Annotated in this window: 11 protein-coding genes; 7 read left to right on the top strand and 4 right to left on the bottom strand. The window is 71.9% G+C overall.

Features of this window, described 5'->3' with window-relative positions; genetic code table 11:
* Window positions 1-42: 42 nt before the first annotated feature.
* Genes mptB through ACN9M0_RS23435 form a run of 3 tightly spaced genes read right to left on the bottom strand, consistent with a single transcriptional unit; the run spans window position 43 to window position 4,456 of the window.
* On the bottom strand, window positions 43-1,452 hold the full coding sequence (gene mptB, locus ACN9M0_RS23445; RefSeq protein ID WP_426404139.1) for a polyprenol phosphomannose-dependent alpha 1,6 mannosyltransferase MptB: 1,410 nt from the start codon (window positions 1,450-1,452) through the stop codon (window positions 43-45).
* Window positions 1,453-1,463: 11 nt separating this feature from the next.
* Entirely contained in the window at window positions 1,464-4,016 is a 2,553-nt protein-coding gene (locus ACN9M0_RS23440; protein ID WP_426404138.1) for a glycosyltransferase, read from the bottom strand.
* Window positions 4,013-4,456 (bottom strand): hypothetical protein, encoded by a 444-nt coding sequence (locus ACN9M0_RS23435; protein ID WP_426404137.1) that lies wholly within the window; start codon window positions 4,454-4,456, stop codon window positions 4,013-4,015. Before ACN9M0_RS23435 ends, ACN9M0_RS23440 begins: the two co-directional genes overlap by 4 nt.
* 138 nt (window positions 4,457-4,594) lie before the next feature.
* On the opposite strand from ACN9M0_RS23435, the gene ACN9M0_RS23430 reads away from it, so the two are divergent.
* The 7 genes from ACN9M0_RS23430 to ACN9M0_RS23400 all read left to right on the top strand — a co-directional run bounded on the left by ACN9M0_RS23430 (window position 4,595) and on the right by ACN9M0_RS23400 (window position 11,958).
* A complete protein-coding gene (locus ACN9M0_RS23430; protein WP_366036224.1) occupies window positions 4,595-5,806 on the top strand; it encodes a pyridoxal phosphate-dependent aminotransferase in 1,212 nt (403 codons plus the stop codon).
* 78 nt (window positions 5,807-5,884) lie between these two features.
* Window positions 5,885-6,277 carry a hypothetical protein gene (locus tag ACN9M0_RS23425; protein ID WP_366036223.1) on the top strand — a complete coding sequence of 131 codons (393 nt, stop codon included), beginning with the start codon at window positions 5,885-5,887 and terminating at the stop codon, window positions 6,275-6,277.
* A gap of 199 nt (window positions 6,278-6,476) precedes the next feature.
* Window positions 6,477-7,613: a hypothetical protein gene (locus ACN9M0_RS23420; protein WP_426404136.1), complete on the top strand. Its 1,137-nt coding sequence runs from the start codon at window positions 6,477-6,479 to the stop codon at window positions 7,611-7,613.
* Window positions 7,610-8,824, top strand: coding sequence for a toxic anion resistance protein (locus tag ACN9M0_RS23415; protein WP_366036221.1), 1,215 nt, complete (start codon window positions 7,610-7,612; stop codon window positions 8,822-8,824). The genes ACN9M0_RS23420 and ACN9M0_RS23415 overlap by 4 nt, the downstream gene beginning before the upstream one ends.
* On the top strand, window positions 8,821-10,425 hold the full coding sequence (locus ACN9M0_RS23410; protein WP_366036220.1) for a substrate-binding and vWA domain-containing protein: 1,605 nt from the start codon (window positions 8,821-8,823) through the stop codon (window positions 10,423-10,425). Before ACN9M0_RS23415 ends, ACN9M0_RS23410 begins: the two co-directional genes overlap by 4 nt.
* The gene (locus ACN9M0_RS23405) at window positions 10,412-11,002 is read left to right on the top strand and encodes a hypothetical protein (protein WP_366036219.1); all 591 of its coding nucleotides are present in this window, start codon (window positions 10,412-10,414) and stop codon (window positions 11,000-11,002) included. The genes ACN9M0_RS23410 and ACN9M0_RS23405 overlap by 14 nt, the downstream gene beginning before the upstream one ends.
* Before the next feature lie 17 nt (window positions 11,003-11,019).
* Window positions 11,020-11,958: a poly-gamma-glutamate hydrolase family protein gene (locus tag ACN9M0_RS23400; RefSeq protein WP_366036218.1), complete on the top strand. Its 939-nt coding sequence runs from the start codon at window positions 11,020-11,022 to the stop codon at window positions 11,956-11,958.
* A gap of 123 nt (window positions 11,959-12,081) precedes the next feature.
* Here the strand turns inward: ACN9M0_RS23400 and ACN9M0_RS23395 are convergent, their stop codons facing one another.
* Window positions 12,082-13,923: a phosphoenolpyruvate carboxykinase (GTP) gene (locus ACN9M0_RS23395; protein ID WP_426404135.1), complete on the bottom strand. Its 1,842-nt coding sequence runs from the start codon at window positions 13,921-13,923 to the stop codon at window positions 12,082-12,084.
* Window positions 13,924-14,078: the final 155 nt, after the last annotated feature.

Genomic DNA, 14,078 nt, shown 5'->3' with positions numbered 1-14,078 from the left:
ACCGGCAAGACACCCCCTAGACCCCTGGCGGCGCCCGAGCCCCTACCGCCCGGCGCCCACCAGAGCGGCACCTTCCACGGTGCCGCGAACCCACGGCTCCCGCCGCACCCACAAGATCCCCACCACAAGCACCACACCCGCAAGCACGAACCCGTACCAGGGCGTGTGGCCCGAGGGCTGCGTCTCGTACACCAGCGCCGCAGACAGCACGGCCAACACCTGCCCCACGCGCCCCCGCCAGGCGACCGCCGCGACGACGACCGTCCCCCACAGCAGGTACCACGGCTGAACCATCGGCGAGAGCGCGACGAGCGCGACCAGCGACAGACCGAGCCCGAGGACGGGATCGAGCCGCCCCCGATACGCCTGCCACGCGAGGGCCGCGATGACCACCAGGGCGAGAAGCAGCCCCAGCTTCTGGAAGACCCCCCTGACCGGATCCGGCTCGCCGGTGAAGAGCACCCCCACCCCGAGCCCCAGGTCACTGCTGAGGGACAGCGGCGTATGGATGGCCGCGGCCACGCTCTGGGTCCGCAGCCACCCGAACCCGGTCCCGGCGAGCAGCGACGCCCCCGCCGCCACGGCTCCGGCGACGGCCCCCGGCAGCACGAGCCCCTTCACGAGACCCCGTACACCGCCCCCGCGCGCGATCATCACGCCGATGAAGAGCAGGGCGACCGCCGCCGGTGACTTGACCATCATGGCGAAGCCGACGAGGACGGAGCCGAGGACCCACCGCCCGCGCACGGCGAGCAGGACGCCGCCGAGCATGAGGCCGATCATCAGCCCGTCGTTGTGCATGCCGCCGACGACGTGGACGAGGAGCAGCGGGTTGAGCGCGGCAAGCCAGAGCGCTCCGTCACCGCGGCCGAAACCGCGGACGGCCCAGACGATCAGGGCGAGCGCGCCGAGGGCGATCAGCCGCAGGCCGAGGACGGCGGGCACGACCGCACCGCCGGTGGCCTTCACGACGGCGGCGGCGAGGAGCAGGAAGGCGGGTCCGTACGGCGCGGGGGTGTCGGTCCAGTTGCCGCCGACGCTGGCCGCCGCGTCCGCCCCGAGGTCGCCGGGGCCGAGGACGGAGGGCCCGGCCCCGTACACGTCGTGGCCTTCGAGGACCATCGCGCCCTGGGCGATGTAGCTGTAGACGTCGGCGCTGTGCAGCGGCGGGGCGAGGAGCAGCGGCGCGGTCCAGCAGGCGAGGGTCGCGAGGACCCCGTCGCGCAGGCCGCGGGCGAGGAGGACGCCGTACCGCCACCAGGCGGCGACGAGCAGGGTCAGGCCGAGGTACGCGAGGACGGCGCCGGCGACGGTGAGCGCGGAGCCGCGCGGCTCCCACAGGCCCCAGCCGCCGCGGACGGGCAGCGTTCCGGCCGCCCAGCCGCCCACGGCGACGGCGAGCGAGCCGCCCGCACCCAGCCACCGGCATCCGGAGGCACTGAAAAACCACATGACGCGCCAACCTATCCTGCGCGCGGTGCCCCGGTCCCCGCCCCGGTCCGCTCCAGCGTCTCGGTGGCGGTGCCCGTGCGCTGCATCCGGTGCCAGCGCAGCCGGCTGCCGAGGAGCGCGGTGACCACGGACTGGACGACGACCAGGTACATCAGCTGGCGGTAGACGACGATCTGCAGGGGCAGGGTCCAGATCGGCTCGAACCGCTCGCGGTCCAGGCGGAGCGCGTACACGGCCGTGCCGACCTGTACCGCCGTGAAGCCGAGCCACACCCCGAGGGCCTGTCCGGGGTCCTGGAAGAACAGCCCGTAGACGGCGAAGACGTCGACCAGGGGGGCGAGCAGCGGCAGCACGGTCTGGAAGAGCAGCAGATAGAGGAGGCCGCGGCGGCCGAGCTTGCCGGACTGTCCTCCCTCGACGACCGCCCGGCGGTGCTTCCACATCGCCTGGAGGGTGCCGTAGCACCACCGGTAGCGCTGCTTCCACAGTTGCCGGACGGTGGAGGGGGCTTCCGTCCAGGCGATGGCGGACTCCTCGTAGACGACGCGCCAGCCGGCCCGGCACAGCGCCATCGTGAGGTCGGTGTCCTCGGCGAGGGTGTCCTCGCTGACCCCGCCGACGCCGGCGAGGGCGTCTCGGCGGAAGGCGCCGATGGCGCCGGGGACGGTGGGCATGCACTCCAGGACGTCGTACATGCGCCGGTCGAGGTTGAAGCCGATCACGTACTCCAGGTGCTGCCACCGGCCGAGGACGCCCTGCCGGTTGCCGACCTTGGTGTTGCCGCTGACCGCGCCGACGCGGGGGTCGGCGAGCGGCTGGATCAGTCGGCGGACCGCGTCCGGCTCGAAGACGGTGTCGCCGTCGATCATCACGACGATGTCGTGGTGGGCCCAGGCGAGGCCGGTGTTGAGGGCGGCCGCCTTGCCCGCGTTGGGCTGGCGGACCACCATCACCCGCGGATCGTCGATGGACTCGGCGATCTCGAAGGTCCGGTCGGAGGAGCCGTCGTCGATGACGACGACCTGGATCGCCTCGTGGGTGGAGGCGAGCAGGGAGCGGACGGTCGCCTCGATCCCGGCTTCCTCGTTGTAGGCGGGGACGAGGATCGAGACCGGTTCGGTGACGGAAGGCAGCCGGGGTGCGCCGCGGCGGCGCCGGGCCCGGGTGCGGCGGACGTGGACGCGGGCGACGCCGAGGAGGAGGGCGAGCCGGACGGCGGTGATGACGCCGGCCACGACGAGCAGCCAGGTCATGGCGTCGGCGAAGCTCCGGGACGTGCCCTGCGCCTGGACGAAGGCGCCGCCCTTCCATTCGGCGAGCGCCGAGACGTGGTACGTGGTGTCGGAGAGGCCGAGGGCCTGGCCGACCGAGGTGTGGCGGGTGGCGCCGCCGGGGTGCGCGAGGAGCTTCTCGGTCTCGTCGACGGCCTGCGGGGAGCCGGTGAGCTGGAGGACGGACTTCCCGTCGGCGGCCACGAGGACGTAGCCGGACTGCGCGGCCCGGCGTCCGGCCGTCCACTGGTCGTCGCAGAGCTTGGCGAGTTCGGTGGTGTGGGGCAGCCGCAGCAGGCGGGTGCCGAGGCCGGTGCTCGCGGCGAGCGCGTTCTGCGTGAAGGAGAGCTCCAGGTCGGCGCGGGTGTCCGAGACCTGGGCGAGGTCGACGTCGGTGTACGTGTGCGAGCCGAGCTCGTGGCCGTCGGCGACGATGCGGCGGACGAGGTCGGGGTGGGCCGCGGCCTCGGAGCCGGTCAGGAAGAAGGTCGCCGTCGCGTGGTGGGCGGCGAGGACGTCGAGCAGGCGCGGGGTCCAGTCGGGGCTCGGCCCGCCGTCGTAGGTGAGGGCCACGGTGCCGTCGGGCGGGGCGGCGCTGTGCACGATGCCGTTCTGGTCCACCTGGACGACCGGGCCTTCGCCTCGGGTCTCGGGGGTGGTGGGGCAGTGCGACGGCGGGGCGTCGGTGGCGGCTATCTCGTGGCGGCCGTAGCCGGCGAAGACGAGGGCGGTGGCGGCGGCGAGGAGGATCAGGGAGAGCATGACCCAGTGCGCCCGCGGGTCCCGGCGCAGCGCGTGCCGCGTGCGGGCGCCTCCGGGCGGAGTGGGTATGACGGGCTGGGCGGGTATGACGGGCGGGGTGGGCGGCTCGACGAGTCCGGCAGGAGCGTCGTACGGGGCGTGCGAGGCGTACTCGGCGTGCTCCGCCGGGTACGGATCGGCAGCGGCGTACGGCTCGGGCGCGGATCCGGCGTAGGGCTCGTACGGGTTCGGCCCGGGCGCGGATCCGACGTACGGCTCGTACGGATTCGGCTCGGGCGCGGATCCGGCGTAGGGCTCGTACGGGTTCGGCTCGGGCGCAGATCCGGCGTACGGCTCGTACGGATTCGGCCCGGGCACGGATCCGGCGTAGGGGTCGTACGGAATCGGCTCGGGCGCCCCGTACACCTGCCCGTAGTCCTGCGACTCCGCCCCCGTGCGGCCGTACGCGTGCCCGTGCTGGTGCGTCTGCCCGTACGGGTCGGGGTGGCCGTACCCGGACTCGTACCCCTGTCCCTCCCGGGCGCCCGTCACCTCGGGCGCTTCGTGGCGCCCGGCGCCCGGTCGGACCTGCCCGGCTTGCCGTCCGTGGTGGTGGCCGTCGGCTCGGGAGCCGTCGTGGCCGGGGCGGTGGTGGCGTCGGTGGGCGACGGGGCCGTGGTCGTCGCCGTCGTGGTGGGGGTGGCCGAGGCATCGGGGGACGCGGTGGCGGCGCGCTGGGTGGCCGTGCGCTCGGGGGAGTCGCCCGCGGTCCCGGAGGGGGCGGGGTCCGGCTGGATGAGCGCGGGCGCGTCGTGCTGTTCCTCGCGCGACCAGGGCAGCGGCCCGCCCGCCGGCCCGGCGCCGAAGGAGCCGGCGATGACGATCGCGAGGAAGCCGAGGCATGCCACGCCGACCCCGGCGGCGGCCCACCGCACCGTGCGGCCCCGTCTGCCCGAGGCGTCGACGAAGACGCTGTTGTCCTGGTGGCTCATGTGCGCGCATTGTAGGGAGCACGGGACCGTCGTGCGAGTCCACGCACATTCCGGACAGACTTGCCCCACGACATGCCGGACGCCCGACGTGTCCCAAAACACGCAGCACCTTCACCGACCCCGCCGTAAGCTCTCGTCATGCAGGTGATCCAGTCCACGAAGCTCGCCAACGTCTGTTACGAAATCCGGGGTCCGGTGCTCGAAGAGGCGATGCGGCTTGAGGCTGCGGGTCATCGCATCCTCAAGCTCAACACCGGCAACCCGGCCGCCTTCGGTTTCGAGTGTCCGCCCGCCATCCTCGAGGACGTGCTCCGCAACCTCTCCGAGGCGCACGGCTACGGCGACGCGAAGGGGCTGCTCTCGGCCCGCCGGGCGGTGATGAGCCACTACGAGACCAAGGGCATCCCGCTCTCCGTCGAGGACATCTACCTCGGCAACGGCGTCTCGGAGCTGATCCAGATGTCGATGCAGGCGCTGCTCGACGACGGCGACGAGGTCCTCGTCCCGGCCCCGGACTATCCGCTGTGGACGGCCTCCGTCTCGCTCGCGGGCGGTACGGCCGTGCACTACCGCTGCGACGAGCAGTCGGACTGGATGCCGGACCTCGCGGACATCGAGCGGAAGATCACCGACCGCACCAAGGCGATCGTGATCATCAACCCGAACAACCCGACGGGTGCCGTCTACGACGACGAGATGCTCCGCTCGCTGACGGAGATCGCCCGGCGTCACAACCTGGTCGTCTGCTCGGACGAGATCTACGACAAGATCCTCTACGACGGCACCACGCACACCCCGACCGCCGCGATCGCCCCCGATCTCCTCTGCCTCACCTTCAACGGCATGAGCAAGAACTACCGGGTGGCCGGCTTCCGCTCCGGCTGGCTCGCGGTCTGCGGTCCGAAGCACCACGCGTCCTCGTACATCGAGGGCCTCACGATCCTCGCGAACATGCGCCTGTGCGCGAACATGCCGGCGCAGCACGCGGTGGCCGCCGCGCTCCAGGGCCGGCAGTCGATCGAGGACCTCGTCCTGCCGGGCGGGCGGCTCCTGGAGCAGCGGGACACGGCGTACGAGCTGCTGACGCAGATCCCGGGCGTGACGTGTGTGAAGCCGAAGGGCGCGCTGTACCTCTTCCCGCGCCTCGACCCGAACGTCTACAAGATCAAGGACGACCGGCAGATGGTCCTGGACCTGCTGCGCGCCGAGAAGATCATGGTCGTGCACGGGACGGGCTTCAACTGGCACGAGCCCGACCACTTCCGGATCGTCACGCTGCCGGCGGCCGCGGACCTGGCGGACGCGGTGACCCGGATCGGCCGGTTCCTCGACGGGTACAGCCAGCCGTAGGGACCAGCACTCGGACAATACTCAACCTTAGACCTGATCTAAGCTAAGATGACTCCCGAGCACTCAGGAGGCCATCCCATGTACGAACCGATCCGCACCAAGTCGGTCCACCGGATGGCCGACGACGCCCAGGACACGTACCCGCACCGCTCCCGCGAGGAGGAGCTGGACATCCAGCTCGCCGGACACCTCGCCGCCCTGCTCGCCGTCACCGACGAGCTGGGCGACACGGAGGCCGGCGAGCTCATCGCCCGGCAGGTGGCGCGGCTGCGCGGCGCACCGCCCGCCCGGCACGCCGGACTGAGCGGCTCGCCCGCGCAGGACCTGCACCGCAGGGCGCACGCCCTCGCGGGCCGCGCCCTGGTCGTCGCCGCCTCCCGGGCCGACACGGCCGCCGCGATCCTCGCCGCCGGGCGCATGGACGCGCACACCGCGGCACTGGCCGGCGACACCCTGGTCGCCGCCCCCTGACGGCCCCGGTCCGCGTGGCACGAACCACGCGGACCGGGAGCCACCCACCGGGCCACCGGCGGGGCCACCGACGGGACCGCCCTCCGGGCCACGCACCGCGCCGAACGGCCTGCGAAACGCCCGGGATACGGCAGCCTCCGCTCCGGTTCGGTACCGGGATCGCTCCTTCACCCCCCGTCCACCCGACTCCCCCTGGAATGTGGGTTTCCGCGAGCACGCTGCCCGCGTGAGACGCATCCTGGGAATCGTCCTGGCCGTCCTGCTCCTCGGCGGCGTGGCCGCCGTCCTCGTGACGGGCGGCGACAAGGACACAGGCACGGCAACGAAGACCGTGCGAGGAGTCATCGGATCGGAGAAGGCCGAGTTCTTCGCCGATCCGCAGGTGGTGAAGGCCCTGGCCGCGAAGGGCTTCACCGTGGGCACCGAGACCTCCGGGTCCTGGGACATGGAGGAACTGCCCCTCGACGGCTACGACTTCGCGTTCCCGTCCTCCAAGGGGCCGGCCGACGAGCTGCGCGCGAAGGTGCGGCAGAAGGCGAAGGACAAGGCGGCGAGCGCCCCGCTGCGGCCCTTCTACTCACCGCTCGTCGTCGTCGCGCACAGCGCCGCCGCCCAGGTCCTCGCCGGCAACGGCCTGGCGACCCTCGGCCCGCGCGGGACGAGCGGCACCCTGAAGATGGACGCCTACCTCGCGGCGGCCCGCGCCGACCGCACCTGGCAGCAGCTCAGGGGCTCGGCCGGACACGCCGAGCTGAGCGGCACCCTCTTCATCACCTCCACCGACCCGGTCGCCTCCAGCTCCGGCGCCCTCTACCTCGCCGCCGCGAGCTACGTCGCCGACGGCGGGCGGGTCGCGGGCGACAAGGCGGCCGTCACCCGCACGGCCCCGCTGATGCGCAAGCTGGTCCAGGTGCAGGGCGCCCAGCAGTCCAGCTCGGACGCGCCCTTCCGGGACTTCGTCAGCGGCGTCGGCAACCCGCTCGTCCTCGTGTACGAGTCGCAGGTCGCCGCCCAGCTGCTGGCCGGGCGTCCCATGGGCGACCTCGTCATCCTCTACCCGGACACCACGGTCAACAGCGACCACACCCTCGTACCACTCACCGAGAACGGCCGGGCGCTCGGTGAACTCCTCTCCACCGACGCCGAGTTGCGCAAGCTCGCGGTCCGCCACGGCTTCCGGCCGCAGGGCGAGGCGAGCGAGTTCACCGCCGCGACCGACGGCCACGCCGCATACCTCAACCAGACGCTGACCGGAGTCCGCCAGGCGCCCGTGCCCACCAGCAAGGTGCTGCACGAGATGGCGCTGCGGGCCCGTGACCAGGGGGACACCGCATGACCACTCCCGAGGACCCGAGAAGAACGATGGCCCTGACACCGCCCGAGCACGACGCCCCGCTCGTCCTCACCCCGCCCGAGCCCGTGCCGGCCGTCCGCGCCGAGCAGGCCTCCGGCCTGGTGCCGCTGGACGAGTCGGTCCGCCTGGAGATGTCCCGCCGGGCCGACGAGTACGTCGGCTCGCTGTCCGGGCTCGACCCGCGCTCCCCCGAGTTCGCCGGCCGCATCAACGAGATCGCGGCGCTCGGCGCGGGCGAGATCCGCACGGCCGCGCAGCAGTCGAACCGGATGCTGGACCGCACGGTCCGCTCGCTCGGCCAGGGCGGCGGCGACGCGCAGGCCCGGGTAGGCTCCTCCCTCGTCGAACTCCGGCGCACGGTCGAGGACCTGGACCCCCGGGACACCCCCGCCAAGGGCCTCAAGGGACTGCTGTCGAAGCTGCCCGGCGGCAACAGGCTGCGGGACCACGTCGCCAAGTACGCCTCCTCGCAGGCCACTCTGAACCGCATCGTCGACGCGCTGCGCGGCGGCCAGGACGAACTGAACCGCGACAACGCCGCGTTGCAGACCGAGCGGGCCCGGCTGTGGGAGACCATGGGCAAGCTCCAGGAGTACGCGGTGCTCACCGACGCCCTCGACGCGGCCGTGGAGGAGCGCATCGCCGTCACCCCGGACCGGGCCCAGGCGGACGCGCTGCGCGCCGACGTCCTCTTCCCGGTCCGGCAGAAGCACCAGGACCTGCTGACCCAGCTCGCCGTCTGCGCGCAGGGATACCTGGCGATGGACGTGGTCCGCCGGAACAACGACGAGCTGATCAAGGGCGTGGAGCGGGCGGCGACGACGACCGTGTCCGCACTGAAGATCGCGGTGATGCTCGCCTCGGCCCTGGAGAACCAGCGGAAGGTCACCGAGCAGGTGACCGTGCTGCGCGCGACGACCGAGGACCTGGTCCGGCGCAACGCCGAGATGCTGGACGAGCAGGCCGGCCAGATCCAGATCCTGGCGGCGAACCCGGCGGTCGGCGCGGAGACCCTCCGTACGGCCTTCCAGCAGATCTACCGGACGCTCGACGCCATCGACACGTACAAGGTGCGGGCGACGGAGTCGATGGCGGCGACGGTCGGGGCGCTGACGGCCGAACTCCAGGAGGCGAGCGCCCACTTGGAGCGCAGCCGCCGCACGGGCTCCCTGGAGGGTGGCGGCCTCGCGTGAAGACCCTCGGCCGGGCCCTCGCCGCCCTCACCCTCACCCTCCTCGTCACGGCCACCGGCAGCGCCTGCGACACGCTCGACGACAGCACCGGCGGTACGGGCGACCCGATCGACCGCCACGGCCAGGACTTCGCGCCCGGCACGCTCCGGGTCCTCGCCTCCTCCGAACTGGCCGACATGGGACCGGTCCTCGACGAGGCCGCCAAGGCGACGGGGATCACCGTCCGCCCCACCTACGCCGGCACCCTGGACGCCGTCGAGCGCATCGCGTCCGGCGAGGCGGACAAGGCGTACGACGCGGTCTGGCTCTCCTCCAACGACTACCTCCGGCTCCGCCCGGACACGGCGAAGAAGATCACCAACGAGACGCCGGTCATGACCTCGCCGGTGGCGCTCGGGGTGCGTCCGGCGGCCGTCGCCCGGCTCGGCTGGGACCCGGCGAAGGTGACCTGGTCGCAGCTGCACCGGGCGGTCGCCGACGGGAAGCTGACGTACGGCATGACGGACCCGAAGCGCTCCAACTCCGGTTTCTCCGCGCTCGTCTCGGTCGCCTCGGGCCTGTCCGGCGCCCAGTCGGCCCTCACCGAGCAGGACGTCACCAAGGCCACCCCGCGCCTGAAGGAGTTCTTCACGGGCCAGAAGCTGACCTCGGGCTCCTCCGGCTGGCTCGCCACGGCCTACGCCCGCCGCACCGACGTCGACGCGCTCGTCAACTACGAGTCCGTGCTGCTGTCCGCACCCGAGAAGCTGACCGTGATCCGGCCGTCCGACGGCGTCGTGACCGCCGACTACCCGCTCACCCTGCTCACCTCCGCCCGCCCCGAGGCGAAGGAGGCGGCGGCCCGGCTCACCACGTATCTGCGCACCCCGGAGGCCCAGCGGCGGATCACCGAGACCACCCTGCGCCGCCCGGTGGTCGCCGGGGTCCGCCCGGCCTCGGCGCTCGCCCGGGACCCGCGCCGCGAGCTGCCGTTCCCGGGCAGCCGGGCGGTCGCCGACGGTCTCCTCGACGCGTACGACAACACCCTGCGCAGGCCCTCCCGCACGGTCTACGTGCTCGACACCTCGGGCTCCATGGGCGGCGAGCGGCTCGACCGGCTGAAGTCGGCCCTGGCCGAGCTGACCGGCGACTTCCGGGACCGGGAGGAGGTGACCCTGATGCCCTTCGGCTCCTCGGTGAAGCAGGGCGAGGTCCGTACGCACACGGTCGACCCGGCCTCGCCGAAGGCGGCGCTCGACGCGATCCGCGACGACACCCAGAAGCTCTCGGCCTCCGGCGGCACGGCGGTCTACTCCAGCCTCCAGGAGGCGTACCGCTTCCTGGGAGCGGCCCGGGACGGGAAGACCCCGGGCGACACCTTCACCTCGGTCGTCCTGATGACGGACGGGGAGAACACCGACGGCGACCCGGCGGCCGCCTTCGACACCTTCTACCGCTCCCTCCCGGCCGAGCAGCAGCGCACACCGGTCTTCCCGATCCTCTTCGGGGACTCCGACCGGGGCGAGCTCGACCACATCGCGAGCCTGACCGGCGGAAAGCTCTTCGACGCCAACCAGGGTTCGCTCGACGGAGCCTTCGAGGAGATCCGTGGGTACCAGTAGCCGCCTGCTCGGGTACGCCGAGTCCCGCAAGAACATCACCGGCAGCGTCTGCGGCCTGGCCGGCGTCGGGATCACCCTCACCGGCGCGGCGGGCGGGCTCTGGCCGCTGGTGATCGCGGGGCTGTACGCGGCGGGGGCGCTGATCGCCCCGCCCGAGCGGCCCGACACCCCGCACTTCCCGGACGCGGACGAGCAACTCGACGCCCTGCGGGCCGACTTCGCGACCCTGCGCACCTACCTGTCCGAGGTGGAGCTGCCGGCCTCCGCGCGGGACCGGATCGCCGAACTGGACACCCTGGTCGGGGCCTTGCTCGAACCGGGCTGGGTGAGCGACCCGGAGCACCTGCACGTCCTCGCCCGCGCGGTGCGGCAGGACGTCCCGGAGGCCGTCGACACCTTCGTACGGACGCGGTGGTGGTCGCGGGTCGCCCCGGGCGCGGAACCACCGGAGCGCCATCTCGAACGCCAACTGTCGGTGCTGCGCGAGGAGATGGCCGCCATCGCCACCGCCCTCCAGCAGGCGGAGGCGATCCGTCAGGAGATCCATACGCGTTATCTGGAGGAGCGCGGCCACTGATCAGTTATGTTCCGCGCATGACATACGCCGACTCCACCGCGTCCCGCCGTACGGTCCTGACGGCCCTGGCCGCCGCCGCGGCGGGCGCCCCGCTCCTCTCGACGCTCGCCACCGCCGCGCCCGCGTACGCCACCGGCGAGAACGACACCTACAAGTCCAACACGGACCTCTACAAGGGCATCCCGTACCCCACCAAGGAGGGCGAGGACTACGGCCGCCGCTACCGGCGCCACGAGCAGTTCGACGGCTACCTCTCCAAGGTGGCCGTCTACGAGAAGAAGACGGCGATCCTGGCCATCCACGGCGGCCAGATCGAGCGGGGCACCTCCGAGCTCTGTCTGGCGATCGCGGGATACGACCCGACGGACGCGACGGATCCGACCAGGGCGCCGCTGCTTCCCACGACCCACGACTACTGGATGTTCGAGGGGACGCGCTCGTCGAACAACAGCCAGCTGCACGTCACCTCGGTGAACTGCGACGACCACGTCGCGAGCGTGCTCGCCGCGAGCCACCTGAACGTGCTGAGCCTGCACGGCTGCCAGTACAGCCAGCTCGGCATCCCCGAGACCATGATCTGGCCGTCCCAGTCGGACCCGAAGCTGGTCGTCGTGGGCGGCTTGAACAAGGCCCTTCGGGAAGCACTGGTGCACGAACTGGAGACGGCCGGATTCCCGGCGCTCGACGCCCTCTCCGACGAGTGGCGGGACCGCTACAACCTGGCGGACTTCGCCGGCGCGGACCCGAGGAACATCTGCAACCGGACGATGACCGGTGCCGGCGCCCAGCTGGAGATCACCGAGGACATGCGCCGGTCCCTCTTCGGGGACCTGGCGACGAACTTCGACTCCAGGACCGGCCGCATCAACGCCTGGAACAACCCCCGCTTCCTCGCCTTCCGCGACGCCTGCCGCCGGGCCGTCGCGACCGTCGAGGCCGGCCAGACCATCCTCTAGCGGACATGCGCCGGCCCCCGGAGCCTGAGGGGGCTCCGGGGGCCGGTTGCGTCGTGATGGGCCGTCGTGACCCCACTGGTCAGGGCGGTGTTTCGGGGCAACCCACCACGAGTTCAGGGGGGACTAGCCGAGGCGCTCCACGAGCGCGTGGTACTGGTCCCACAGCTCCTTCGGCGTGTGGTCGCCGAAGGTGTTCAGGTGGTCGGGGACGAGGGCGGCCTCTTCGCGCCACACGTCACGGTCGACCTTGAGGAGGAACTCCAGGTCCTCGGCCGGCAGGTCCAGGCCCTCGGTGTCGAGGGACTCCGCGGTCGGCAGGATGCCGATCGGGGTCTCGACGCCCTCGGCCTTGCCGTCGAGGCGCTCGACGATCCACTTCAGGACGCGGCTGTTCTCGCCGAAGCCGGGCCAGACGAACTTGCCGGCGTCGTTCTTGCGGAACCAGTTCACGTAGTAGATCTTCGGCAGCTTCGCGGCGTCCGCGTTCGCACCCACCTTGACCCAGTGGGCCATGTAGTCGCCCATGTTGTAGCCGCAGAACGGCAGCATGGCGAAGGGGTCGCGGCGCAGCTCGCCGACCTTGCCCTCGGCGGCGGCGGTCTTCTCGGAGGCGACGTTCGCGCCGAGGAAGACGCCGTGGTTCCAGTCGAAGGACTCGGTGACCAGCGGGACGGCGGAGGCGCGGCGGCCGCCGAAGAGGATCGCCGAGATCGGCACGCCCTTCGGGTCCTCCCACTCCGGCGCGATGATCGGGCACTGCCCGGCCGGCACGGTGAAGCGGGCGTTGGGGTGGGCGGCCGGGCTGTATCCATTTTCTGTCTGGGCGGACTCCGGCGTCCAGTCGTTGCCCTTCCAGTCGATGAGGTGCTTGGGCGCCTCCTCGGTCATGCCCTCCCACCACACGTCGCCGTCGTCGGTGAGCGCGACGTTCGTGAAGACGGAGTTGCCCCACATGGTCTTCATGGCGTTGGCGTTGGTGTGCTCGCCGGTGCCGGGCGCGACGCCGAAGAAGCCGGCCTCGGGGTTGATCGCGTAGAGGCGACCGTCCTCGCCGAAGCGCATCCAGGCGATGTCGTCGCCGATGGTCTCGACGGTCCAGCCGGAGATCGTGGGCTCCAGCATGGCCAGGTTGGTCTTGCCGCAGGCGGACGGGAACGCGGCGGCGACGTACTTCGCCTCGCCCTGCGGCGGGGTCAGCTTCAGGATGAGCATGTGCTCGGCGAGCCAGCCCTCGTCACGCGCCATGACGGAGGCGATACGGAGCGCGTAGCACTTCTTGCCGAGCAGGGCGTTGCCGCCGTAGCCCGAGCCGTAGGACCAGATCTCGCGGGTCTCGGGGAAGTGCGAGATGTACTTGGTGGTGTTGCAGGGCCACGGCACGTCCTCCTGGCCCTCCTCCAGGGGGGCGCCGAGGGTGTGGACGGCCTTGACGAAGAAGCCGTCGGTGCCGAGCTCGTCGAGGACGGCCTGTCCCATGCGGGTCATGGTGCGCATGGAGACGGCGACGTACGCGGAGTCGGTGATCTCGACGCCGATGGCGGAGAGCGGGGAGCCGACCGGGCCCATGCAGAAGGGCACGACGTACATGGTGCGGCCGCGCATGGAGCCGCGGAAGATGCCCTCGGAGCCCGCGAAGAGCTCCTTCATCTCGGCCGGGGCCTTCCAGTGGTTGGTCGGGCCCGCGTCCTCCTCCTTCTCGGAGCAGATGAAGGTCCGGTCCTCGACGCGCGCGACGTCGGACGGGTCGGAGGCGGCGTAGTACGAGTTCGGGCGCTTGACCGGGTCGAGCTTCTTGAAGGTCCCCTTGGAGACGAGCTCCTCGCACAGGCGCTCGTACTCGGCCTCAGATCCGTCGCACCAGACGATGTTGTCGGGCTGGGTGATCTCGGCGATCTCGTTCACCCAGGAGACGAGCTCCTGGTGCTGGGTGGGGACGTCGGTGGGAGCCGCGTTGTCGCGCGCCACGATTGCTCCTTGTTGAGGGGTTTTTTAGATGTCTGCCCCGTGGGGGCCGCGACCCGGATGCTTCGTAGCTGCTCATCCGGTGCCGACCGCACTCATTTGATCATCCGATGGATCCGCCCATATGTCCAGGGGGGTGCACACGTGAGCATCGCCAC

It is taken from the genome of Streptomyces sp. R-07, assembly GCF_049913175.1.
Lineage (GTDB): Bacteria > Actinomycetota > Actinomycetes > Streptomycetales > Streptomycetaceae > Streptomyces.
This window is presented reverse-complemented; position numbering and strand designations above follow the sequence as displayed.

Coding starts and splice junctions, on each gene's coding strand:
- mptB (WP_426404139.1), bottom strand. CDS start 1,452: ATGTGGTTTTTCAGTGCCTCCGGATGCCGGTGGCTGGGTGCGGGCGGC.
- ACN9M0_RS23435 (WP_426404137.1), bottom strand. CDS start 4,456: ATGAGCCACCAGGACAACAGCGTCTTCGTCGACGCCTCGGGCAGACGG.
- ACN9M0_RS23430 (WP_366036224.1), top strand. CDS start 4,595: ATGCAGGTGATCCAGTCCACGAAGCTCGCCAACGTCTGTTACGAAATC.
- ACN9M0_RS23415 (WP_366036221.1), top strand. CDS start 7,610: ATGACCACTCCCGAGGACCCGAGAAGAACGATGGCCCTGACACCGCCC.
- ACN9M0_RS23425 (WP_366036223.1), top strand. CDS start 5,885: ATGTACGAACCGATCCGCACCAAGTCGGTCCACCGGATGGCCGACGAC.
- ACN9M0_RS23400 (WP_366036218.1), top strand. CDS start 11,020: ATGACATACGCCGACTCCACCGCGTCCCGCCGTACGGTCCTGACGGCC.